Here is a 22,474-nt window from a genome sequence, read left to right as displayed (position 1 = left end):
AAAGGTTGGTTTTTAACCTTTTTAGTCACCCTCTAAGTATTTGCCATGCGTGAAGCAAATACCATTATCTCATTAATACAGCCTAATTAAGTATTTACAGGTTGTTTCTTACCTTCTTTGTCTAATACGTTCTTCTTCTGTTCTTCACTGAACTTTATAGCCTCTGCTAGCAAATCGACAATATGAACCCCTCGCATCGTATTACTGTATCCTTCCCTGTCAATTCCTAGCTTCATTTGTAAGAGACAGCCTGGGTTAGCCGTTACAATAGTAGTTGCTTTAGTATCAAGAACTTTTACCATTTTGTGGTCTAGTATTTGCATAGACATTTCCTGTTCTATTATATTGTAAGTTCCTGCTGAACCGCAGCATCTGTCTGCTTCTACCATCTCCTTATAGGCTACTCCTTTGATGGATTGCAAAAGCTTACGTGGTGCAGCTGCTGTCTTCATCACATTTCTTAAGTGACAAGAATCTTGATACGTTATAATTTGTGGAGGTAACTCCATCTCTGGTAATCCAACAGCATATAGTATTTCAGATATGTCCTTTACCTTTCTTACAAATGCTTTTGCACGGGGCAACCAATCTAATTCATCCTTTAACAAATGATCATATTCCGCTAATAAAGCACCGCACCCACCTGCATTAGATATAATATAATCAACATTTTCCTTTTCAAAGGCTTCAATATTCTTTTTAGCTAATTCCTTCGCTTTATCCTTTTCTCCACTATGGGCTAGGATGGCACCACAGCAGGTTTGATCCTCCGGTATTACAACCTCACACTTTGCCTTCTTTAATAAAAATAGTGTGGAATCATTTGTATCCAAAAATAATGTATCCATCATACAATTGGAAAAGAACGCTACCCTCTTCTTTACTTCTCCCTCTGGTTGAACATATGTCGGTCGATTCTTCATTTGTTTTGGTGAAGGAAGGTCAGGTAGTACCCTCTCCATGGCACTCATCTGCTTCCCAACAAGCCTAGTTAATTTAGTAGCCCTTGCAAACTTTTGAATCCCGCTTTTTTGGTAAAACCACATTAAACCAGTAAAAGTGATCATATTGCTCTTCTTTGGAAAAAGATGATCAAAAAGAAACCCTCTAAGAAATTTTACGGAAGAAGACTGCTTCTTATTCTTTTGAAGAATATCTACTGCATCCTCTAGGAGGTGTCCGTATTTAACTCCTGGTGGGCAGGCTGGTTCACATGCGCGGCAGCCTAAGCAGAGGCTTAGTTGTTTTTCAAAATCCTCATCAGGAGTCATTTTACCATCTACCACTGCCTTCATCATGGCAATTCTTCCCCTCGGTGAAGCTGCCTCATTTCCTCCTGTCTCACGATAGGTTGGACAAGATGGAAGGCAAAATCCACAACGCATACAGTTCATTAATTCATCATAATCCATTTTCTCTTGGAAATCTTTTACGATTTGATTCGTACGATTTATCTTCGAATTGCTCATTTTTGAACCACCACCCGTTTACGACTCTCCTTAGCAAACATTTTTCCAGGGTTCATAATATTATTAGGATCAAAGGATTGTTTAATAGCTAACATGGCATTTACCCCTGTCTCTCCAATCTTCCAGGCAAGATAAGGTGATTTCATTACTCCGACACCATGTTCCCCAGTTATGGTACCTCCCAGTTCAATCGCTTTTTCAAACACCTCTTCAAAAGCTTTTTCCACACGTTCCATTTCTTCCTTATCCCGTGCGTCTGTCATACATGTTGGATGAAGGTTACCATCCCCTGCATGCCCAAAAGTACAGATTCGAACGTTATTCCGTTCGGCTATTTCTTCAATGGCACGAACCATTTCTGCTATTTTGGAACGAGGTACTGTTGCGTCCTCTAATATAGTTGTAGGTTTTAATCTCGCAAGTGCAGATAAAGCAGCTCGTCTGGCCGTTGTCAATGCTTCTCCCTCTTCCGGTGTTTCTGCAATTTTTACTGATATGGCACCTCCTTCTTCACAAATCTCTGCAATTTTATTACTATCCCGCTCAACCACTTCTAAAGGGCCATCCTGTTCAATTAAAAGAATTGCCCCCACTTCTGTTGGAAGCCCAATTTTTGCAAAGTCTTCCACCACTTGAATGGTAGGTTGATCTAGAAATTCTAGTGTAGTTGGGATAATTTTGTTAGCAATGATAGCCGAAACTGTCTTCCCAGCTGCTTCCAAGCTATTATACATAGCAAGCATCGTTTTCTTCGACTCTGGTTTAGGAATTAGCTTTAAGGTTGCCTCTGTAATAATACCTAGCGTTCCCTCCGAGCCAACCATTAGGCGAGTTAAATCGTATCCGGCCACATCCTTAGCGAGCTTACCTCCAGTTCGGACAATATCTCCATTTGGCATAACGAATTCTAAACCTATTACATAGTCCCTTGTTACTCCATATTTTAAACCTCGTAACCCTCCTGAGCACTCATTGATATTTCCACCGATGGTAGAAATTTTCATAGAAGAGGGGTCCGGAGGGTAAAACAAGCCTTTTGCCTCCACCGCCTCAATCATATTTAATGTAATGATTCCAGGTTGTACAGTAACAGTAAGGTTCTCTTCATCTAATTCTAAAATTTGGTTCATGTGAGTAAAAATCATTACAATACCGCCTTCTAACGGTGTTGTACCTGCACATAGATTAGTTGCATTTCCCCTTGGTACAATAGGAATCTTGTATTCATTGCAAACTTTGACAATCTCTGAAACATCTTTTGTATTTCTTGGTTTAATAACAGCATCAGGTAACGCTTGATAATTTGGTGTTGCATCATAGGAATAGGCGATTAAATCCTGCTGTGAATCCCGCAGATTATCATCCCCGACAATGGATACAAGCATATCCCTAACTTCCTGCTTTAACATGAAAATTCCCCCTCATTTAAGTGAAAATATTACTTCCCCATTAAAAATATTATAAAAAAATAAAGCGTTCCCATCTATGTTTTATAATACAATTCTCACAGATGAAAGCACTTTATTTTTGTGTATTTATACAAGTTCATTTAAAAAAGATAAGGCTAAATAAAAGGAAACGAGATTTTCCGTTTCTTTTAAAGGCATTCCTGTTAGCTCATTAATTCGTTTCAAGCGATAGTGAAGTGTATTAATATGAATATGGAGATATTTTGCTGTTTCCTTGATGGAACAGTTGTGTTGAATATAAGCTTTCAAGGTCTCTAATAATTCATTATCGTTAGCTATTTCACCTAAAACCTTTCTTACAACTATTCTCCTAGTTTCTTCCGTTATTTCCGTTAATGCGATATCTAATGTTAATTCATTATAAAAGGTAATAGTACTTTTTTTCTTGGAAACTAATAATGCTTTTCTTGCTGCATGATAAGAACGATGTAATTTATCTGGTTCCTTTTCCGTCGTCCCTATACCTACAAAAACATCAATACCTTGTTCTCGTTTTATCCGTTGCTTACATTGATATAATGCATGTTCCAATTGACTCTTATCTTCCTCATGAAAATGCTTTAGTAATACAAACCTTCCATTTCCCCACCTTACTACTAAGTCTTGGGGATTATCTCGGAAGGATAGTCTGATTTGTTCTATAACCTCTTTTTCTATTAACCGATCATCCCCAGCATCCAATTCCTCTGCCCTGACCTCATACATTGCACAAACTCTCGGGAGAAACATAGATATCCCAAGAATTTCTCCCCGTTCTAGAAAGTCTTGATCGATTTGTGTTAAATGAACCCATTCATATACAAAGGTCTCTAAACCACGATATTTTGAAGCTAATCTTTCACTTGTGTAGGCCGCTTGAATAATTAATTCTGTCATTCGTTGAATTAATTCTCCAAAATGATTAACTTTCTCAGGCTTACCGGTTATTCCAATTACACCAATAGCTCGGTGGTCAAAAATTATCGGTAAATTTAAACCTGCCTTTACCCCTTTTAACCGCCCCACATCCTGGTCAGATATAATTAATTTTTCTTTTTTTCGAACAGCTTTATAAGCTCCTTCATGAAAGTTGCCTACTCGTTTTTCATCACTCGCTGCCATAATAATTCCACTGTCATCTACAACTATTATCTCTTCATTTACAATATGGGTTACCTCTTTAACAATTCGAGTGGCTAAAGTAGATAGGAGCTTCATCCAGATCCCCCCCTCCCCTAGTGTTGTAATTTTAAAGGGTTACATTACATCAAAGCACCGATAGCTTGTCCCTGTTTTATTGGAATGCCTTCTCCCTTTACATCAACTGTTTGCACTATCATATCTTTTTCAAATAACAAAATTACAGTGGATCCGAACGTAAAATAAGCCATTTCTTCTCCTTTTATTACCCTTCGTTCAACCTGTGTTGGGTGAATGCTATTTACATTTAATGCACCGACTTTTACAACTGCCATCCGTTTCCCCATGTTTTCTATTTCCGTAATTAAACGATAGTTATTAGCCAACGGTTGCTGTCCAAGGAGCAGCCCCCATTGATTAACTGGCTCAGAATATTTTCCTAAGGCCCATCTCTTCGTTACTTCCCCATCTATTGGGCTATGAATACGGTGATAATCCTTTGGACTCAAATAAAAAAGTATAAATGTCCCTCCAATATACCGTTCCACTGTTTTTTCTAGTCCCAGCATATTTCGTAAGGAATAATCTTGCTCTTTTATATGAAATGTAGCCCTTTCATTGATAGCTCCAACTTGGGAAATAAGACCATCCACAGGACTTGCGATTGTATCTTTCCCTTCCGCAATGGGTCTAGTCCCTTCCTTTAAATTGCGAATAAAGAAATCATTTAACGTTTTGTAATCAGAAATGCTTCCTTCTAACTCTGAATCATCTATACCAAAGGCTTTTGCAAAGGATTGATTTAATTTACCACTTAGCCGAGAAGTAGCAAAGGATTTGAGGAGTGATGTATAGATAGGATTTCGTGTTAATTCCACCATGGACCGGTATAATTGTTTCTGCATAAAGTTCTTCCTCCAAATAATAAATTTTTTAGTAGTTTACATCAGTAATTATGATATAATTAATTTTCAATAAAATGTATTGGCAAATCATAAATAAAGGAGGGATGATGATTGCTCCTATTTCAACACATTGTTGATAATACCGTAAAGAAATTTCGTAGCCAAACAGCTAACCTCTTAACAATTATTAACCTTGGTTTAGGTGGATTCGCCATGATCTACGCAATTCAAGGACAGTTTGGCTATAGTGTAGCATTTATTTGCTTTGCTGCTATTTTTGATCGTTTTGATGGTAAGGTTGCCCGGAGAATGAACATTTCCTCAGAGCTTGGAAAACAATTGGACTCATTATGTGACATTATTTCCTTTGGTGTTGCCCCGGCTATACTGATATACCAATCAATCTTACACGAATTTGGTTTCTCCGGAATGATGTTTACTATTATATTTATTGCATGTGGTGCTATTCGTTTAGCAAGGTTCAACGTGACAGAACAGGAAGGTTTTTTTGTTGGATTACCTATTACTGCTGCCGGTTGTATACTAACGATAAGTTATCTCTTAAATGAAGTGATAGCGCTTCCTGTCTTTATGTTTCTTATTTTAACACTATCTTTACTAATGATAAGCAATTTTCGAATAAAAAAGGTATAATAATTATAAGTCTCCCATAATGGGAGATTTTTTTTAGGGTTGTTCTTTTTTTAGCTTATATGTTTGCTTGGATACGCTACAGGCGGATCAATTATGCCTAAGGGCAGCCCACGTCCTGCTTCTGCGATTACTCGTAACGCTCGTCCCTGCGGTATCTTCAGCTGTTGCTTTTCCCGCTGGAGTCGCCGCCTTTCGCTTCTCCAAGATTTTAAAAAAATCAACAAAGTTTGCGAAAACATAACCATTACCTCATATTGGGGGGATTGATCATGAAAGTAATTCTATCTCATACAAATTTAGACTTTGGCGGTTTAGCTTCGATGATCGGCGCAAATAAATTGTTCCCACAATCTATCATGATTTTACCAGAAAAAGTTGACCCAAGTGTTGACTCTTTCTTAACTATTTATAAGGATAACTTTCCATTTAAAGGGAGCAATACTTTTGAATGGAGTAATGTTACCGATCTGATTTTAGTAAATACAAATAACTTTTCTGGAGTTGATGTAAATCTTCGTGTTTCTCGAACTCCAAATATTGTGGTGTACGACCATCATCCAAAAACAGATAAAAGCCTTCTCTTTTCCAGTGGTGAGATAGGGAATGTAGGAGCAACAATTACTATTATAGCAGAGCAGCTTCAAGCTTCGTCTATAGAAATTACCCCATTTGAAGCCACGGTATTTGCCATTGGGTTATACAGTGATACAGGATCTTTTACATCTGAACAAACTACAAGGAGGGACTTACTTGCTGGAGCCTGGTTTTTGGAAAATGGAGCAAACATAACCTTGATTCAACAGTTTATTGATATTCCCCTTTCAGCAAAGGACATAATGTCCAGTCCTGTACGTGTGGTGACACCGGAAATGTCCATTAAAGATGTTTCTAAAATGTTCAATCGATATGGTCATACTGGATTCCCTATTGTAGAGAAGGAGAATGTTGTTGGGTCTATTTCAAGAAAAGATATAGATAAAGCACTTCATCACGGATTAGGTTATATTCCCGTAAAGAGTTTCATGAGTCACTATCCTATTACAATTAACAAATACACAAACTTAGGGCAAATACAAGAGTATATGATTGATAAGAACATAGGAAGACTACCGGTAGTTGAAGAAGGAGTGCTAGTTGGAATTGTTTCCCGTACGGATGTAATAGAAGCCATTCACAGTGTCAAAGGAAAACAATTCCAAATAGGAGATCTAAAATCAAAAAGGCTTCAAAATTATAATTTAAACAGGGAACTGGAAGAACAGCTTTCAGACAAAGTCTACAGCCTGCTTATGCTCATTAGGAAGGAATCCAGTAATCTTGGTATAAAAGCTTATTTAGTAGGGGGGATGGTTCGAGATTTATTCCTCAAAAGAAGTAATCAAGATATGGATGTTGTAGTGGAAGGTGATGGATTAAAGTTAGCCAAACATTTACAGGAAAAATACGGTGGTCAGCTTCGTTATCATGAGAAATTTGGAACGGCTGCCTGGAGGCATCCATCAAATATAAAAGTAGACTTAATAAGTGCACGAACAGAGTTTTATAATTATCCTGGGGCACTTCCAGAGGTAGAGAAGTCCACTATAAAAGAAGATTTATTCCGAAGGGACTTCACTTTTAATGCAATGGCTATTTCTCTCGATAAGGAACAATTTGGAACCTTATTAGATTTCTTTCATGGATATGAAGATCTATTAGAAGGTAAATTAAAAATTCTACATAACTTAAGTTTTGTAGAGGATCCAACACGAATATTAAGGGCAATTCGATTTGAAAGTCGTTTAGGTTTTGCCATGGACAGTCAAACAGAGGGATTGGCAAAACAATCGGCTAATAACCTCCTTACTGTTTCCAAGTCAAGGATTGCCAATGAATTAAAACGACTTTTTATTGAAGAAGACCCAGTATATGGTGTAAAACGAATGGCTGAATTAGGGGTGCTTCCTTTCCTCCTAAATACTCTAGAATCAAGGAATATAATAAACATACGAATAAAAAGGCTAAGTCGCTATATCATTACATTAAAAAAAGAAGGAATTACTTTGGATTCTGTTTGGATTTCCTTTTTACTTCTTCTAACACCATTAAAGAGGGAGAAAGATAAACTTTGGTTATACTCTCTGAATAAAGGGGATCAAATGCTGTTAGAGGATCTTTACGAACTAGTAAAGGACAATCCACTAGAAAAAAAGTACCCTGATTTATTGGGAGATTGGCATCAACATTTTTCAGGTATAAGCATAGAAACAATGCTTGTGTTTATAACCTTATTGCCTGAAGAAACTTCATTAAAGGGACTGAAATATATCCTTTCAAGGGAGAAAATGCAAAAAAAAGTTACTGGGGCTGATTTAAAACAATTTGGGTTACAGCCAAGCCCTAAATTTAAAGAGCTCTTGTTGAATGCAGAAGCTCTACAATTAAATAACCCCGAACTAAGCAAGGAAAAAATCCTGGAGAAAATAATACAGTAATGAAAGCATGTCCTATAAGAAAGTTTTTCAAACGAAGTTGATTGAAGCGTAAGGCACGAGAACTGTCTCTTCCTCTGCTAGCATTGCTCTGTAGCATTATGCGTCGAGACAAATCGGTGATTATTCAAAGAAGAAACGCTCTTTCCTGCGGGAAAAGCAACGGCTACAATTGGAGTGCCTGAAGCGTAAATCAACTTCCATATTTAGTACAGCCAAAAATAGTTTTCATTAAATCGTGGTGTTTGTAAAGACATGGGAGTTTGAGACACGCTCTTCTATTATGAAAACACATTTACAATAGCTATAGTCCTATGTTTTCTTAAATCAATACACTGTCCATCGTCCAACATAACTAAAGGACGATAAATTTCATCAATATGTAGGTGTACTATTTGTCCCCTTCTACCATCACTTAATACTACTTTATTTCCCATATAACCATTCATGATATGATTCACAAACGGTAAGACAATCTCTCCGTTTAAACGTCCATTATAAACGTCTTTTACTAACTCATTCAGTGCTTCAAGAGGGGCATATTTATTTCTATATACCCTGTCCGAAGATACGGCATCATACGTATCAGCAACAGCAATTATTTGAGCCAAGAAGGGGATTTCCTTTCCCCTTAAATTGTGAGGATAACCAGATCCATCCAATCGCTCATGATGATATAAGGCCCCTATTTTCAATGCCTGCTCTGTTCCTTCAATACTTTCAAGAATTTCTTTTCCATAGATGGTATGTTTTTTTATTTCCCCGTACTCTTGATCCGTGAGTGGACCCTTTTTATTTAAAATTTGGTGAGAAACTTTCATTTTTCCTATATCATGAAGGAATCCGACTTTCCCTAGAATCATTGTAATTTCGTTAGGATACTTTAAAATTTTACCTATCGTAGCCGCTAGTAAACCTACGTTTATACTATGTCTATATGTATACTCGTCATATCCTCGAATATGGTGCAGTTCCAATAAAATATTACTGCCTTTAATAACTGTCTCAAGCAATGGAGTAAAGGGCTTCATAAATGTTTGTAAACTAGGGATCTCACGAGAAATAGCCTGTTGAAACAAGCTTTTTATTTCCATAACATTTTCATAATATAAATTAGAAACCTCTTCGTTATTTTTAAAAACATTCTTAATTTGAATGTTTAGGGGCGGAGCTTCCATGTCTTGTAAAACAACATATTCAATCTTATGAATCTTTAAAATTTGTAAATGCCAAGGGGACAAAACCATACCTCTTCGCAGTAAAAAATGTCCCAAATCAGAAATAACATCATCGGCCAACACTCTGCCTATTATTTTATGATCTTGATTCATTTGTACCACAACCATCTTCCCGCCCCTTTTTTCGACCATTTCCTTTATATTACAATATATTCATACAATATTCACAATTTTACTTTTTATTTTACTAAATTTTAGAATATAGTCCTATTTTTACGTTCACTTTTGCAAATAATAAACTCATTATGGTAAGTTTAGAAAGAGTCCATTAAATATAGGAAGGATGATCAACATGAGTGTTCATATTGGAGCAAAGCAGGGAGAAATTGCTGAATCTATTTTATTACCTGGGGATCCTTTGCGTGCCAAATATATAGCCGAGAATTTCTTGGAGGATATTAGCTGTTATAATGAAGTAAGGGGGATGTTGGGATTTACAGGTACATATAAGGGTAAGAAAATATCTGTCCAAGGAACAGGTATGGGCGTCCCATCTATCTCTATTTATGTTCATGAATTAATTAATAGCTATAATGTTAAAAACTTAATTCGTGTAGGAACATGTGGAGCTTTACAAAAGGATGTAAAGGTTCGTGATGTTATTTTAGCTATGAGTGCTTCAACTGATTCAGGAGTGAATCGTCTACATTTTCGCGGACTTGACTTTGCCCCAACAGCTAGTTTCGACCTACTAAATAGAGCCTATCAAGGGGCTTTAAAAGAAAATTTAAATGTTAAAGTGGGAAGTGTTTACACTAGCGATGTGTTTTATAATGATAATAAGGAGATAGTTAGGCTTCTTGCAGATCATCAAGTTCTTGCAGTGGAAATGGAAACATCGGCATTATATACAATTGCCGCTCGCTTTGGTGTAAATGCCTTATCTGTCCTAACAGTAAGTGATCATTTACTTACGGGGGAAGAGACATCCTCTCAAGAAAGACAAGAAACATTTAACGAAATGGTCCATGTGGCGTTATCTGCTGCTATCGAGGAATAATCAAGGAATGTAAAAAGGGTGTGTTTTTAAGGGTCAAACAAGAACCTTTGGACACACCCTGTTATATTCTAATCTGACTTATATGCATTTTTCTGATGACGGTAAAACTCATGGAACAGCTTCATCAATGCCCTTTTTTCAATCCTAGAAACGTAGCTGCGGGAAATTCCAAGCTCTTTAGCAATCTCCCTTTGTGTTTTTTCCTTTTTCATATCTAAACCGAATCTACCAACTACAACCTCTTTTTCCCGTTCATCTAAAACATGAATGTATTCATAAATTTGTTTCTTCTCCATATTTAACTGAATTGTTTCCACTACATCGTCCGTTTCCGCTTGTAGAACATCGATTAAACTAATTTCATTTCCTTCTTTGTCTTGACCAATAGGATCATGCAAGGAAACATCTTTGCGAACCTTTTTTAATGCACGAAGATGCATTAGAATTTCATTTTCAATGCATCGTGCCGCATAGGTTGCTAATTTGGTACCTTTTCCTGGGGAATAGCTCTCAATCGCTTTAATTAAACCGATAGTTCCAATGGAAATTAAATCTTCATTCTCCTCGCGTGTGTTTTCAAACTTCTTGACGATATGTGCCACTAAGCGTAAATTATGTTCAATGAGGAGGTTTCTTGCTTCTTCATCTCCTTCATTCATCCGCTTAATGTATTCCTTTTCTTCCTTTGCATTTAACGGCTGTGGAAATGCATTGTTCTTGACAAAGGAAACAAAGACAAACAATTCTTTCACAAAGTGTGTAATTGCTGCAATTAGACTGGACATGCACTGCACCTCCGTTTTTGGGCATTGTACCTCATTTATATGCACACCGGTGGTTGTCTGTGTCTGTCTTTTTTAATTGATGTAAAATATTTATTTTATGGTTTAATTGTAAAAATAGAAGGGAATATTTAGAAAATAATGAAAAAAGAAGGCAGCTGCTTAGCTTAGATAAAATCTCCCTATACTTAGCTCCCTTCTTCTTCTCGTTTTCATTATTTAGTTTTCATTAATCCTTCACTTACTTCCATCAACTTTTCTAGCTTCTTCATGTCTCCACGCAATTCTTCAATGATGTCCACTAACTTTTTTTGTTCCTCCAATTGATTACTTTCATAATCAAAATGCTGTTCCCGCAATTTATAAAGAAGGTCAGAATGCGTTTTACTGTATTCCAATTGAATATTACTTTTCTCTTGAATATCCTTATTCGTTTCACCAAGTTTGGTAGCAATTCGTCCAATTTCCTTCTTGTGGTTCTGTTGAAGAGTATCCAACCGGTCATACAGCCCTTCTAATAAAACAGTTAAAATTTCATGGTCATTCGTTGAATTAATTTGGTTTTTGTCTTGTAACTCCTTTAATTGTTGAAGGTTAGTTCTTAAATCTCCCAGTTGTCTGCCCATCTTCTCCTGTTGTTTTCGCTGTAAATTTTTTAAATAATTTTTCATATCTTCCATTTCCAGCTTTTGATTTTCATTTAATTCTGACATTTGACCTAAGACCTTTTCCATTTCCTCAGCATGATCGTATTTAATATTATCAATTATTTGAAAGAGATCTTCTGTTTTCTCTCCAACCTTGTTAGTTGATTCATTTAAGCTTGTTATCTTATCTACTAACTTATGATTTGCCTTCTGTAACTTGTTAATGGAATCCATAACTTTGTTATCGTAATAAAACTGTTGGTTATCATTCTTTATATTTTTTCTCCGTTGAAATAACCCAGGTACCGCTTTAAAAAAAATATTTTTCATTGTAAATACCCCATTACGTTTATATGTTACTTAGTTATTCGCCTTATTACTATATGAGCACATTGTGGACTTTGACATTGTTCATTTAAAATTCTAGAATGTGAAAAAGCCCATATTTACCTATGGGCTTTTTCAAGGAAATTCGGTTTTAATGATTTGTTAACGATCTATCAGCAAACAATCCTGTCCGCTCCTTAAGCTTTGTATATAGTTCACTTAAAGTACCTTGGTCATCAATAGTATATTGAGGTTCACCACGATCAATCACAAACCCTTCCACTAAGAAGGTTTTCATGCCAACTTCACTAGCCACCATGTCCTCTTGCTTATCATTTCCAACCATGATACATTCTTCCGGCTTTACTTCTAGCCGTTGATAAATATCTTTATAATATTGAGAATGAGGCTTTGTGAACATGCTTTCCTCATATACCGTTACCAATTCAAAGGGGATATCATCAATTCCAGCCCATTTTAATCGGTGATATATCGCCGCCTTCGGAAAGACTGGATTAGTAGCTACAGCTATTTTATAACCTTGGTGGAGTGCTTCTTCTGCTATCTGTCTAGCAACAGGTGTAGGTTCACACAGGTGTGAAAAAGTAGGAAAAATATTTTCATAAAATTCATCTAGAGTAGCCCAAATATCTTCTTTTTTTACAGGAATAATGCTCAAGAATGTTTCTTCAAAAACCTGTTCATTTGTCTTTTCAGGATCTAAATTACGCATCATCCCTTCTGTTCCAGTCCAAAGAGCTTTAATAAAATCATTTGGATCCATAATATGGGCAACTCTTGGTGCTAACTGGCTTATATATACCTTAACAAAAGACTCTGTGTCCATTGGTAGTAATGTTCCATCTAAATCAAATAAGATTGCTTTTGCCATTATATAGCTACCTCTCATTCTCTCTTATTTCAACAAACCGAATTATACCATATCCACACTTTTCATGATAATATTTGGAACACAATTCAAAAATGGTATAATAAAACCCTTAAAATAAGATAAAACTTTGTTGCTTTTTTTTGAACAGCTTGAAGTAGCGGAAGGCGACGTCTCCAGCGTTGCCCGCGGAAACAGAACGGTGACGTTGCACCGTTGCCCACAAGCGGGACCTGAGAAGCTTCCTCAAGTAGGTTGCGTCGAGTAATCCCAGACTCAGGACGTGGACTGCCTTTAGGCGTAATTGATCCGCTTGTAGCGTATCCAAGCCATATTATATTCTCATTAAAAACAATAATCTTTTTATAAAATAGCCTAAAATAAAAAAGCGGTGATTAATGTGTTAAAGGATACTGGAGAGCGAGTCATTCCAAACAATATGGATCCAATGAATGGATTGTTATTAGAGCATTTAGCTCGATATCAATTCGCCATACATTATGTAAAAGGCCGAGTGCTAGACATTGCCTGTGGAACAGGCTATGGTAGTAAAATGCTCGTCAAGGCAAAAAAGACGGTAATAAGTGAATTTTTAGGAGTAGACCTTTGTCAAGAAGCGGTTAATTATGCCAAAGCCAACTACTATCACCCTTTGTTAACCTATGTTCAGGGTGATGTATTAGATCCACATATAGTGAAAAAGCACGGAACATTCGATACTATAATTAGCTTTGAAACTATTGAGCATGTGGAAGATGACCTATTTTTTATGGATCAACTGTACAGCTTATTAAAACCGGGGGGAACTTTAATATTATCTACCCCATTTGGCCAAGGAAGAGGGAAGCCTACAAGTCAGCCTTTCCATTATCATCAATTAACAATCAACGAATTTAAATCATTATTCACCAGTTTCAAAGGGGTAGACTTCTATTTCCAACGGGGAGTCCTATTAGAACCTCCTAGAGAAAATGAATATTATCCAGTTGGTGTCGCAGTGGCAAAAAAACACCACTAAAAAAGCCCTCCAGTAAAGCTGGAGAGCGCTTTTTTATTTAACAATGACTTTCATTTCCCATAATCGTTAACCCTTTACCTTCAGGTGTTTCTTTTAGTTCCAAAGTGAGCTCTTTTGTTTGAGAATAAATCATTTCATCAAAGGCTACGTTTATTCCGTTGATTTCTTCCATTATATCCGTTTCTGCCGTCTCATCCAGAGACAGGCCCAATTGGGGTCCACCTCAACCCATCCCTGCGAAAAAAACTCGAACCTGTTCAACACCATGTTCTGCCATGACCTCTTGTAAAAATTCTTTGGCTTTGTTTGTTATATTCATTTCTTCACCTCATTGCTATTTAAAAAGCTATCACCTTTGTTAATAGTAGCAACATTTCGAAAGAAAAACAATGAATAAGAATGTATAAAACAAAGTGGCAATCGTACATATCCACTAGTTTATTATTGAAAAAATACAAATGGGATGTCCTCTGGGGAGGAGCATCCCATTTTCCTTATTCTTATATTTATTTCTCGAAGAGTCCTGAGCTCACTAATTCACTAAGGAATTCATCCCCAGACTCTCCTTCCACACTCACTTCGACTTCTTCTCCAGGCTGTAACGCAAGGGCTAACACACCTAGCAGACTTTTCGCATCAACGACCCAGTGATCCTTCTTAATTAAAATAGTAGAAGCATGATCACCCGCTAAATTCACAAGTTTACTAGCTGATTCAGCAAAAATTGGTTTTTGAACGGTTAACTTCATTGGAAAACACTCCCTCTTTTATTTATTAGTTACATTATATTGCTCTGTTAATGGAAATACAATTAATTATTATAAGCAAGTGATAATTACTTAACAAAAAATTCTGTTATGATAAAGAAGTAAAAGGTAAAACAGCAAGGAGTGAATACTTTGGAAAATCTAAACCAGGGGTGGTTACATCACTTTCGTTCTCGTAAAGGACAAATTATGGACTTCAACAAATATCACCGTTTTGCCCTATTTGTTCCACTTATGAAAATAAACGGTGAATATCATATGATCTTTGAGGTAAGGGCAGAAAATATTCGTCAACCTGGGGAGATTTGTTTTCCAGGGGGTAAAGTTGATTCAACAGATCCCTCCCATGAAGCGGCAGCTATACGGGAACTTTCAGAGGAATTAGGAGTAACTCCTTCAAAAGTAGAAATAATCGGGGAATTGGACTATATGATCACTCCATATAAGTTGATCCTCTATCCTTTTTTAGGAATTATTGAGGAGGATGCAAACATTAGCAAAAATGATGGAGAGGTAAGGGAAGTCCTTTATGTTCCCCTTTCTGAGTTACTAATAATGGAACCTATGGAACACCATATATATTTAAAGGTGGAACCAGAAAAGGAATTTCCATACCATTTGATCCCTAACGGGGAGGACTACAATTGGCGGACCGGTAGCGTAAAAGAACTTTTTTATGAATATAACAATTATGTTATATGGGGGATAACAGCTAGGATTCTTGCCCATGTAATCGAGGAAATGAAACAATTTATTGAGAATTAAAGAGGGTTTCTCAAAAGGTATGGTTTTAACCTTTTGAGAAACCCTCGCTGTATTTGCGACGAGTGAAGCAAATGCCATCACTGCCTATTCCAAACTATTGTGAGTTATTCTTCTTCATTAATTTTTCTTTGAGTTTCCATTGCTATACGGTGTAATCCAAAAGCACCGATTAATAGGATGAACACTAGCCCTACTAACATTCCTTGTTGTTGTACAGTAACACCTTCGTTTGGTAAAACAAGGCCCACACATAAAAACCCGCTAAGGGCTAATAGTATAAATGCAAATCGTTTCAAGTCCGTTACTTTATGTTTTAAATCCGTCAATTGTTTTTCAGACATATCTATTCACCTTTTCTAATAGGAGAGTAAAATATTTTATAACAGTTATCAGCTTTATATATTTATCTCTTTAACTCATATATGAAACTATGAATAGTATAACATGTCTCTGGTTTGACGGACGTAGTAATGATTTCCATAAAAATTACAATTCCTTATTTAAAACTCCCCTTTGCTTGTTATGCTTTCACTTGAATACCCAAAAAAAAGGATACTCAAAAGGTTTTTTTTAACCTTTTAAGTCTCCCTTATTTACTTATGGAACTGCCTCTTCTAATTTTTCTTTCTTAACTCCTCGAGCATCAATAAAACCATTTTTGCCGAATTAACGGAAGCTGTTTCTAAGAATTGGTCATAAGAAACCTTTGCATCTTGACCTGCAATATCCGATAAGGATCGAATGATAACGAATGGGCATTGAAATTGATGACATGTTTGTGCAATTGCCCCCGCTTCCATTTCAGAACAATAAGGATCGTTAAACCTCTGACGAATCTCTTCTACACGTGCATGATCACTCATAAAGGAATCACCAGAAAGGACCAACCCTTTCACGGAGTTTATTCCAATTTCCTTGGCACACTCCTCAGCAATAGATATCAACTCTTCATTAGGACTATAGAAAGCTGGCATACGGGGAACCTGGCCAAATTCATAGCCGAATACTGTTGCATCTACATCGTTATAACGAACTTCCGTTGAAATAACAATGTCACCCACTGCTAGCTCATGATGAAAGCCCCCAGCTGAGCCTGTATTGATAATATAATCTGGATTATAAAGTTGATTCATTAAGGTTGTGCTAATGGTAGCATTGACCTTACCTATACCGGACTTTGACAACACTACTTCTACTCCTTGAAGCTTTCCTAAAAAAAATTCACAGCCTGCAGTTACATGATTTTCCGAAATAGTCATTTTAGAACGTAATAGCTCCACTTCTTCATCCATAGCGCCGATAATACCTATACGCATCATTTATAACCTACTTTCGTTTAACATTATGGTAATTACGGAAGTGCATTGTTATGTAAAAATACCTTTATTTATCATAGCGGAACAATTGTCTAAGGGCAAGTCCACTTTTGTGTTCTCTTGTATTTTTCACCAGCTTTCCATTATGCTAGTAATAGTAGTAATAGTAATAAATAAGATAAGACGAGGTGACCGTATGATGATTCAAACAAGCTTCCTAAAGGATAAGATCGAGTTTTTTGAGGCCAATGATCTCCATACATTAGAAAAGGAAATTGCAAAAAAAGTAGAGGACAATCAAGCTATTATGCTATCTGTTCATCATGTTTCTCACGATGTATGTATGGACCCTAAATCCGGGAGAAAAACTTATACTGCGGTTGTTCACTTTAAAGCTAATCTATAAAGAAATGAGACTGGAATAATTTCCAGCCTCATTTCTTTTTATTAATTGTTATTCAGTCTTGGATTTTCTTCCAATTGGTTAACTGAAACAGGCATCCACCCTTCATTGGTTACCCATTCAATGCGCACTTCATATGGTGTTTTACGATTAGCATAATCACTAACAATACCGACAGCACTCTCGTGGTCGCCGCCATTTCCTATATGCCAAGTGATCATATCATCCCCTAAACCCGTAGCATACTTGAGAGCACGGGTCATTTCTTCCCAGTTCACATGATCTTTCTCGTATACTGCAACAAACGGCTCTTCTTGGACGGTACCAATCGGTGCCCACTGGCCTTCACCAACAACAGTAGATGGGGTCGTTTCTTCACTTTCATTTCCATTAGCCTCTTCTGATGAGGAAGTATTATCTGTTTCCGTTTCGTTACTTCCTTCCGAATCCTCTTCTGTGGAATCATCTGTGGATTCCTCCGTTCCAACAGTTTCCTCTAATCCTTCCTCATCTTCAACTGATACATCCTCTTCAAGGGCATTTTGTTCTTCTTCTAACTCATCACCTGCTGCTGGTTCTGAACTACCTCCTCCAAAAATGAGTGTTGAAGCAAAGAAAACAATCCCAATAATCGAAATAATAATTGCTCCATTTAACCATGTATTTAGTTTTTGCTTTTTTCTCATTTCAGATCGACGGGGGCCATAGTTTCCGTACTGATTCATAGAATAATGTTCCTCCTTTAATACTCCCTTGTCCTATATTATAATGCATCTACTGGATTTATTCGAGATTAATAGTCAAAATATGGCCGTTTAAAAGGAAAGTTCAATGGCACCGCCTGACACTCTTGGGTTTTCTAGCATTATTTTAATATCCTCTTTGTTGAAATCTTTTATAAATTGATTAGTCTCCTGTTCAGTGAGCCGATAACTTAACCGAAATGTATGACTGTAATAACGCGATGTACCGTCTCCCCATATCTCATCAAAATAGCGAAGAAAATACATTTGTACTAGATCTCTAGTTTCCTCCGAAGGAAGCTTTATATCCCCTACAGATAATCGTGTCGTTTCTACTATATCATCACAGCTGCTTATCATCGTTGACTTAGAGGTAATGGTAAATTGCAGCTTTCCATTTTTGATGAATAGGACATAGTCACAAATACCTTCTACTTCCTTCGTGTAGTGAGTAGATAAGACGATAGAGCGGTATTCCTTCTCCATATATTGCTGTACTAAATCGAGGAACTGCTGCCTCGCTATACTGTCTAAACCATCTGTAGGTTCATCCATTTAAGTATTTTGAAAGTCAATATAGATTTGGGAAGGGAACCTGTGGTTAGCTGGCACGCGGTCATTTTTCCTGCTTTAGGCTCCTCCATCTCTTTAAAACCAAAAAAACCTTAAGGGCAGAGCCCTTAAGGGAAAATAATTACCTTCATTTAACTTCAATGATCTCTACTTTCATGTCGCCGCCTGGAGTAGAAACAGTTACTGTATCGCCAACTGCTTTCCCCATTAAGCTTTGTGCCATTGGTGAATCGTTAGAAATCTTCCCTTCAATTGGGTCTGCTTCTGCACGTCCAACAATAGTGTAAACTTCTTCTTCTCCGTCTGGAAGTTCCTTAAAGGTAACAGTCTTTCCAAGGGAAACCACAGATGTGTTAGAAGTATCCTCTTCGATAATTACCGCATTGCGGATCATCTTTTCTAGTGTTCCAATTCTTCCTTCTACGAAGGCTTGTTCCTCTTTAGCTGAATCGTATTCGGAGTTCTCAGAAAGATCTCCAAAGCTGCGAGCAACTTTTATACGTTCAACGACTTCTTTTCGTCGTTCTGTTTTTAAGTATTCAAGTTCTTTTTCTAATTTCTCCTTGCCCTCTACTGTCATGTAATGTTTTTCTTCTGCCATTTTGTTCACTCCTTCAGTCTAGTAAAAAAATTCCAGTTCGTGAGCGCTTTCAAGTTTTTTCTATTGGCACCCTAAGTATATTAAATAATTATATAAAACGGTATATTGAAGCCTATGAAACCATAAAGAAAAAATGAATAGTACCTCATCTTCATAAACGTTTCAGCGCCCAATTACCTCTTTAACAGAAACCTAAAAAAGATATTGGGGCGCTGATCCATTAACTTTATTCAAAAGATAACCGTTTTATTATTGCTTACCTTATGCTATTACAAAATTGATTTTTCTTCAAGAATAGTTTTTATTTTTGTTACCATTAAATCGATAGCAACTTGATTATGTCCACCCTCAGGTACAATAATATCGGCATATCTCTTCGTCGGTTCTATAAACTGGAGATGCATCGGGCGAACAACGGATGTATACTGATCGATTACGGAATCGATTGTTCTTCCTCTTTCCTTTATGTCCCTCATAAGGCGACGAATGATTCGCAAATCGGCATCAGTATCTACATATAATTTAATATCCATTATATCTCTTAATTTCTCATCTTCCAATATTAAAATTCCTTCAAGAATAATAACATCTCTCGGTTCTATTAAAATAACTTCATCTGAACGGGTATGATTTGCGTAATCATAAACAGGTTTGTGTATTGCTTCACGATTTCGAAGCTTCGTCAAATGCTTTATAAGAAGCTCATTATCAAAGGCAAGGGGATGGTCGTAATTTGTTTTTAACCTTTCCTCCATCGGTAAATGACTTTGGCCTTTATAATAAGCGTCTTGCTCAATCATAACAACACTTCGATCTTGAAATTTGCAATAGATTTTATTAGCGACCGTGGTTTTTCCAGATCCTGATCCACCGGCTACACCGATTATTACCGGCTTTTTATTCATTATCTTGCTTCCTTTCGCATCATATTATTACGATAAACTGGCTTCTCAGCTTTAAATTTCACAATTTGTAAAGGATGACGGGCTGCGTCAAGCTCATTATCATCCTCATCCCACAAGTTACCGACCTTTTGAGTAAAGTTCTCGATCTCAGGTCCAAAGAATTCCACTTCGTCACCAGGACGGAAATAGTTTCTCTGTTGAAGGGTTATGATACCAGTTTTATCATCATAGTCCAATACTAATCCTGCAAAATCATGTGTTGTTTTTTGACTATGATTTTTAAAGAGCTGCTCGTCCACACCAGGAATATTTTCAAAGAAAGCAGGTGCTGTTGGTCTGTTTGCACATTTCGCAAGCTCTTCTAACCATTTCGGATCAATTTCAAAATTGTCAGGATCCGCACAGTAAGCATCAATCACCTTACGATACACACTAACAACAGTTGCTACATAGTGAATAGACTTCATTCTTCCTTCTATTTTTAAACTGTCAATGCCAGCTTCAATGAGCTTAGGGATGGATTCAATTAAGTTTAAATCCTTTGGTGACATGGCAAAGGGTACATCTTCTTCAGTAAATAGTGCCGTTTCTTGCGATTCCCCTTCTTCGTATAAGAAGTAATCCCAGCGGCAAGATTGGCAGCAACCGCCACGATTGGAATCTCGAGCAGTCATATGATTACTTAAGGTACACCTTCCAGAGTAGGAAATACACATAGCACCGTGAATAAACGTCTCTATTTCAATATCCACATTTCTTTTCATTTCTAGCATTTCTTCTAGTCCAACCTCTCGTGCTAGGACAACACGTTCTAGGCCTTCTTCCTTCCAAAACTTCACCGCTTGCCAGTTAGCAAGGGATTGTTGAGTAGATAAATGAACCTCTAATTTAGGGGCTACCCGTTTGCATGTTTCAATAATTAAAGGGTCTGCAACAATGATTCCTGCCACACTTACCCGTTCTAAATCTTGAAGATATTCATCAAGCCCATCCATATTTTCATTATGGGCAAATATATTTGTTGTCACATAAATCCTAGCACCATATTTATTTGCAAATTGAACTCCTTCTGCCATTTCTTCAATGGAAAAATTGTCTGCGTTAGACCTTAAACCAAACTCTTGTCCACCAATAAAAACAGCGTCGGCACCATAATGAACAGCAATTTTTAATTTCTCTAAATTACCTGCAGGAGCTAAAAGCTCAGGTTTTTTCGTGATTATCCGTTTACCTTCTGCAGTTTTTACTGTTATTTGTTCCATATTATTTCCCCCCTTAATAAACCGTTTCTTTAAAGAAGAAGCCAGTATCAATATCTCTGTTACGAGGCTGGATAGCTCTCACTTCTTCTACAAAATCGTCTTTTTTATCTGTGTATGCTTCTGGATCTTCCAAATACAAATCAATAGCCTCACGATATAACTTAGTGATTTTCGTAATGTAGTCACTGCTTTTTAATATTCCATCAATTTTAAACGAATCAATACCTGCATCAAGCATTTCTTCCAGCTCATCAATAATACAAATATCTTTTGGGCTCATAATATGGGTCCCGTTTTTATCTTCCCAGATAGGATACTTTGCATCCCTTTCTGGATCATGCAAGATTAGGGTACGATCTTTACTGCGCCCTTCTACCTTTAAATCCTTCCCTTGAAACTCCATATAGTTCCCAATTAATGTTCGTTTTGACTGAAACATACAAGTCATGCCATGGACTTGTACTTCAATTTCCACTTCTGCATTTTCCTTTATTTCAACAATGGCATCCATATTTAATTCCCGGGCTAGAACAGCACGTTTTGCCCCTTTTCTTCCCCAGTAGTTTGCTGTGTACCAGTTTGTTGCCGTTGTTTCCGTGTTCCAATGAAGCTTCATGTTTGGAGCGAATTCACGGGCTACCATTAATACAGCGGGATCTCCAAAAACAACAGCATCTACTCCAATATCATCTAAATATTTCAGATAATCGGGTAGGTCTGAGAGTCTGTCGTTATGAAAAATTCCGTTTACAGCTACGTAAACTTTTACTCCTTTCCCATGAGCTTTATAAACTGTTTCTTTAATATGATCCCTTGAAAATTCACCAGCTAAGCGTAGGCCAAAGGTTTCTTCCCCTACAATAACCGCAGTTGCTCCTGCATCTATTACATCATCAATGTGCGCTACTGATGTAGGCGTTACTAATAATTCTGGTTTAGCCATAGTTTCACCACCAATTTCCTTCCATTAATTAATAGAACGGTGTTAGCTCGAACACCCCTCCCAAGTTAATACAATTATATTTACAGAGTCTGTTCAATAACTCCCATGTCTTATTAGACATCACGATAAATGAAAACTTTTTTTGCTGTGCTAAATTTGGAAGTTGATTACGCTTCAATCTACTTCGTTTCAAAATAAACAACGTATA

The 22,474-nt window shown here is 36.9% G+C and carries 24 protein-coding genes; 6 read left to right on the top strand and 18 right to left on the bottom strand.

Features of this window, described 5'->3' with window-relative positions:
- Window positions 1-86 precede the first annotated feature (86 nt).
- The 4 genes from J2S74_RS08200 to J2S74_RS08185 all read right to left on the bottom strand — a co-directional run bounded on the left by J2S74_RS08200 (window position 87) and on the right by J2S74_RS08185 (window position 4,962).
- Window positions 87-1,469, bottom strand: a complete 1,383-nt coding sequence (locus J2S74_RS08200) for a (Fe-S)-binding protein (protein ID WP_307324093.1) — start codon at window positions 1,467-1,469, stop codon at window positions 87-89.
- Window positions 1,466-2,878, bottom strand: coding sequence for a glycolate oxidase subunit GlcD (glcD, locus tag J2S74_RS08195; protein WP_307324091.1), 1,413 nt, complete (start codon window positions 2,876-2,878; stop codon window positions 1,466-1,468). Before glcD ends, J2S74_RS08200 begins: the two co-directional genes overlap by 4 nt.
- 126 nt (window positions 2,879-3,004) lie before the next feature.
- The gene (locus J2S74_RS08190; RefSeq protein ID WP_307324089.1) at window positions 3,005-4,135 is read right to left on the bottom strand and encodes a CdaR family transcriptional regulator; all 1,131 of its coding nucleotides are present in this window, start codon (window positions 4,133-4,135) and stop codon (window positions 3,005-3,007) included.
- A 44-nt stretch (window positions 4,136-4,179) separates the two neighbouring features.
- Window positions 4,180-4,962 carry a phosphatidylserine decarboxylase gene (locus J2S74_RS08185; RefSeq protein WP_307324086.1) on the bottom strand — a complete coding sequence of 261 codons (783 nt, stop codon included), beginning with the start codon at window positions 4,960-4,962 and terminating at the stop codon, window positions 4,180-4,182.
- A 111-nt stretch (window positions 4,963-5,073) separates the two neighbouring features.
- On the opposite strand from J2S74_RS08185, the gene pssA reads away from it, so the two are divergent.
- Both pssA and J2S74_RS08175 read left to right on the top strand, forming a co-directional pair.
- Window positions 5,074-5,616, top strand: coding sequence for a CDP-diacylglycerol--serine O-phosphatidyltransferase (gene pssA / locus J2S74_RS08180; protein ID WP_307324084.1), 543 nt, complete (start codon window positions 5,074-5,076; stop codon window positions 5,614-5,616).
- A 269-nt stretch (window positions 5,617-5,885) separates the two neighbouring features.
- Entirely contained in the window at window positions 5,886-8,090 is a 2,205-nt protein-coding gene (locus tag J2S74_RS08175) for a CBS domain-containing protein (RefSeq protein WP_307324082.1), read from the top strand.
- 278 nt (window positions 8,091-8,368) lie between these two features.
- Here the strand turns inward: J2S74_RS08175 and J2S74_RS08170 are convergent, their stop codons facing one another.
- Entirely contained in the window at window positions 8,369-9,418 is a 1,050-nt protein-coding gene (locus tag J2S74_RS08170; protein WP_307324080.1) for an HD-GYP domain-containing protein, read from the bottom strand.
- Between the two features lie 199 nt (window positions 9,419-9,617).
- Between J2S74_RS08170 and deoD the strand changes: the two genes are divergently transcribed.
- The gene (gene deoD, locus J2S74_RS08165; RefSeq protein ID WP_307324078.1) at window positions 9,618-10,325 is read left to right on the top strand and encodes a purine-nucleoside phosphorylase; all 708 of its coding nucleotides are present in this window, start codon (window positions 9,618-9,620) and stop codon (window positions 10,323-10,325) included.
- Window positions 10,326-10,393: 68 nt separating this feature from the next.
- Here deoD and sigK read toward each other — a convergent pair whose 3' ends face one another.
- The 3 genes from sigK to J2S74_RS08150 all read right to left on the bottom strand — a co-directional run bounded on the left by sigK (window position 10,394) and on the right by J2S74_RS08150 (window position 12,973).
- Window positions 10,394-11,110 carry an RNA polymerase sporulation sigma factor SigK gene (gene sigK, locus J2S74_RS08160; RefSeq protein ID WP_307324075.1) on the bottom strand — a complete coding sequence of 239 codons (717 nt, stop codon included), beginning with the start codon at window positions 11,108-11,110 and terminating at the stop codon, window positions 10,394-10,396.
- Window positions 11,111-11,322: 212 nt separating this feature from the next.
- Window positions 11,323-12,084 carry a hypothetical protein gene (locus J2S74_RS08155; RefSeq protein WP_307324073.1) on the bottom strand — a complete coding sequence of 254 codons (762 nt, stop codon included), beginning with the start codon at window positions 12,082-12,084 and terminating at the stop codon, window positions 11,323-11,325.
- Between the two features lie 148 nt (window positions 12,085-12,232).
- Window positions 12,233-12,973, bottom strand: coding sequence for an HAD family hydrolase (locus J2S74_RS08150; protein WP_307324070.1), 741 nt, complete (start codon window positions 12,971-12,973; stop codon window positions 12,233-12,235).
- Between the two features lie 397 nt (window positions 12,974-13,370).
- Here J2S74_RS08150 and J2S74_RS08145 point away from each other — a divergent pair, with 397 nt between their 5' ends.
- On the top strand, window positions 13,371-13,988 hold the full coding sequence (locus J2S74_RS08145; RefSeq protein WP_307324067.1) for a class I SAM-dependent methyltransferase: 618 nt from the start codon (window positions 13,371-13,373) through the stop codon (window positions 13,986-13,988).
- Between the two features lie 37 nt (window positions 13,989-14,025).
- Here the strand turns inward: J2S74_RS08145 and J2S74_RS08140 are convergent, their stop codons facing one another.
- A complete protein-coding gene (locus J2S74_RS08140) occupies window positions 14,026-14,199 on the bottom strand; it encodes a hypothetical protein (RefSeq protein WP_307324064.1) in 174 nt (57 codons plus the stop codon).
- A 295-nt stretch (window positions 14,200-14,494) separates the two neighbouring features.
- Complete coding sequence (locus J2S74_RS08135; protein WP_307324061.1) at window positions 14,495-14,737, bottom strand: HPr family phosphocarrier protein; 243 nt, start codon at window positions 14,735-14,737, stop codon at window positions 14,495-14,497.
- Between the two features lie 150 nt (window positions 14,738-14,887).
- Here J2S74_RS08135 and J2S74_RS08130 point away from each other — a divergent pair, with 150 nt between their 5' ends.
- On the top strand, window positions 14,888-15,520 hold the full coding sequence (locus J2S74_RS08130; RefSeq protein WP_307324058.1) for an NUDIX hydrolase: 633 nt from the start codon (window positions 14,888-14,890) through the stop codon (window positions 15,518-15,520).
- A 104-nt stretch (window positions 15,521-15,624) separates the two neighbouring features.
- Here J2S74_RS08130 and J2S74_RS08125 read toward each other — a convergent pair whose 3' ends face one another.
- Both J2S74_RS08125 and mtnN read right to left on the bottom strand, forming a co-directional pair.
- On the bottom strand, window positions 15,625-15,861 hold the full coding sequence (locus J2S74_RS08125; RefSeq protein ID WP_307324054.1) for a YrhC family protein: 237 nt from the start codon (window positions 15,859-15,861) through the stop codon (window positions 15,625-15,627).
- A 273-nt stretch (window positions 15,862-16,134) separates the two neighbouring features.
- Entirely contained in the window at window positions 16,135-16,836 is a 702-nt protein-coding gene (gene mtnN, locus J2S74_RS08120; RefSeq protein ID WP_307324377.1) for a 5'-methylthioadenosine/S-adenosylhomocysteine nucleosidase, read from the bottom strand.
- Window positions 16,837-17,032: 196 nt separating this feature from the next.
- Between mtnN and J2S74_RS08115 the strand changes: the two genes are divergently transcribed.
- Window positions 17,033-17,242 (top strand): DUF2536 family protein, encoded by a 210-nt coding sequence (locus J2S74_RS08115; RefSeq protein WP_307324050.1) that lies wholly within the window; start codon window positions 17,033-17,035, stop codon window positions 17,240-17,242.
- Window positions 17,243-17,283: 41 nt separating this feature from the next.
- Here the strand turns inward: J2S74_RS08115 and J2S74_RS08110 are convergent, their stop codons facing one another.
- The 6 genes from J2S74_RS08110 to J2S74_RS08085 all read right to left on the bottom strand — a co-directional run bounded on the left by J2S74_RS08110 (window position 17,284) and on the right by J2S74_RS08085 (window position 22,266).
- Window positions 17,284-17,964: a YrrS family protein gene (locus tag J2S74_RS08110; protein WP_307324048.1), complete on the bottom strand. Its 681-nt coding sequence runs from the start codon at window positions 17,962-17,964 to the stop codon at window positions 17,284-17,286.
- Between the two features lie 90 nt (window positions 17,965-18,054).
- Window positions 18,055-18,537, bottom strand: a complete 483-nt coding sequence (locus J2S74_RS08105) for an ATP-binding cassette domain-containing protein (protein WP_307324046.1) — start codon at window positions 18,535-18,537, stop codon at window positions 18,055-18,057.
- Between the two features lie 145 nt (window positions 18,538-18,682).
- Complete coding sequence (gene greA / locus J2S74_RS08100; RefSeq protein ID WP_307324044.1) at window positions 18,683-19,156, bottom strand: transcription elongation factor GreA; 474 nt, start codon at window positions 19,154-19,156, stop codon at window positions 18,683-18,685.
- 269 nt (window positions 19,157-19,425) lie between these two features.
- The gene (gene udk / locus J2S74_RS08095; protein ID WP_307324042.1) at window positions 19,426-20,061 is read right to left on the bottom strand and encodes a uridine kinase; all 636 of its coding nucleotides are present in this window, start codon (window positions 20,059-20,061) and stop codon (window positions 19,426-19,428) included.
- On the bottom strand, window positions 20,061-21,323 hold the full coding sequence (locus J2S74_RS08090; RefSeq protein ID WP_307324040.1) for a peptidase U32 family protein: 1,263 nt from the start codon (window positions 21,321-21,323) through the stop codon (window positions 20,061-20,063). The genes udk and J2S74_RS08090 overlap by 1 nt, the downstream gene beginning before the upstream one ends.
- Before the next feature lie 13 nt (window positions 21,324-21,336).
- Window positions 21,337-22,266 (bottom strand): peptidase U32 family protein, encoded by a 930-nt coding sequence (locus J2S74_RS08085; RefSeq protein WP_307324038.1) that lies wholly within the window; start codon window positions 22,264-22,266, stop codon window positions 21,337-21,339.
- Between the last annotated feature and the right edge of the window lie 208 nt (window positions 22,267-22,474).

This window comes from Evansella vedderi, from assembly GCF_030813435.1.
GTDB lineage: Bacteria > Bacillota > Bacilli > Bacillales > Salisediminibacteriaceae > Evansella > Evansella vedderi.
Note: the sequence above shows the minus strand (reverse complement) of the source record. Positions and strands in the feature narration are given on the sequence as shown.

Bases quoted from the DNA above. Each gene is read 5' to 3' on its own strand.
- J2S74_RS08190 (WP_307324089.1), bottom strand. From the start codon at position 4,135: ATGAAGCTCCTATCTACTTTAGCCACTCGAATTGTTAAAGAGGTAACC.
- J2S74_RS08110 (WP_307324048.1), bottom strand. From the start codon at position 17,964: ATGAATCAGTACGGAAACTATGGCCCCCGTCGATCTGAAATGAGAAAA.
- J2S74_RS08150 (WP_307324070.1), bottom strand. From the start codon at position 12,973: ATGGCAAAAGCAATCTTATTTGATTTAGATGGAACATTACTACCAATG.
- mtnN (WP_307324377.1), bottom strand. From the start codon at position 16,836: ATGCGTATAGGTATTATCGGCGCTATGGATGAAGAAGTGGAGCTATTA.
- J2S74_RS08135 (WP_307324061.1), bottom strand. From the start codon at position 14,737: ATGAAGTTAACCGTTCAAAAACCAATTTTTGCTGAATCAGCTAGTAAA.
- udk (WP_307324042.1), bottom strand. From the start codon at position 20,061: ATGAATAAAAAGCCGGTAATAATCGGTGTAGCCGGTGGATCAGGATCT.
- sigK (WP_307324075.1), bottom strand. From the start codon at position 11,110: ATGTCCAGTCTAATTGCAGCAATTACACACTTTGTGAAAGAATTGTTT.
- J2S74_RS08105 (WP_307324046.1), bottom strand. From the start codon at position 18,537: ATGGATGAACCTACAGATGGTTTAGACAGTATAGCGAGGCAGCAGTTC.
- J2S74_RS08170 (WP_307324080.1), bottom strand. From the start codon at position 9,418: ATGAATCAAGATCATAAAATAATAGGCAGAGTGTTGGCCGATGATGTT.
- J2S74_RS08115 (WP_307324050.1), top strand. From the start codon at position 17,033: ATGATGATTCAAACAAGCTTCCTAAAGGATAAGATCGAGTTTTTTGAG.
- J2S74_RS08090 (WP_307324040.1), bottom strand. From the start codon at position 21,323: ATGGAACAAATAACAGTAAAAACTGCAGAAGGTAAACGGATAATCACG.
- J2S74_RS08155 (WP_307324073.1), bottom strand. From the start codon at position 12,084: ATGAAAAATATTTTTTTTAAAGCGGTACCTGGGTTATTTCAACGGAGA.
- greA (WP_307324044.1), bottom strand. From the start codon at position 19,156: ATGGCAGAAGAAAAACATTACATGACAGTAGAGGGCAAGGAGAAATTA.
- J2S74_RS08125 (WP_307324054.1), bottom strand. From the start codon at position 15,861: ATGTCTGAAAAACAATTGACGGATTTAAAACATAAAGTAACGGACTTG.
- glcD (WP_307324091.1), bottom strand. From the start codon at position 2,878: ATGTTAAAGCAGGAAGTTAGGGATATGCTTGTATCCATTGTCGGGGAT.
- J2S74_RS08175 (WP_307324082.1), top strand. From the start codon at position 5,886: ATGAAAGTAATTCTATCTCATACAAATTTAGACTTTGGCGGTTTAGCT.
- J2S74_RS08185 (WP_307324086.1), bottom strand. From the start codon at position 4,962: ATGCAGAAACAATTATACCGGTCCATGGTGGAATTAACACGAAATCCT.
- J2S74_RS08085 (WP_307324038.1), bottom strand. From the start codon at position 22,266: ATGGCTAAACCAGAATTATTAGTAACGCCTACATCAGTAGCGCACATT.
- J2S74_RS08200 (WP_307324093.1), bottom strand. From the start codon at position 1,469: ATGAGCAATTCGAAGATAAATCGTACGAATCAAATCGTAAAAGATTTC.
- deoD (WP_307324078.1), top strand. From the start codon at position 9,618: ATGAGTGTTCATATTGGAGCAAAGCAGGGAGAAATTGCTGAATCTATT.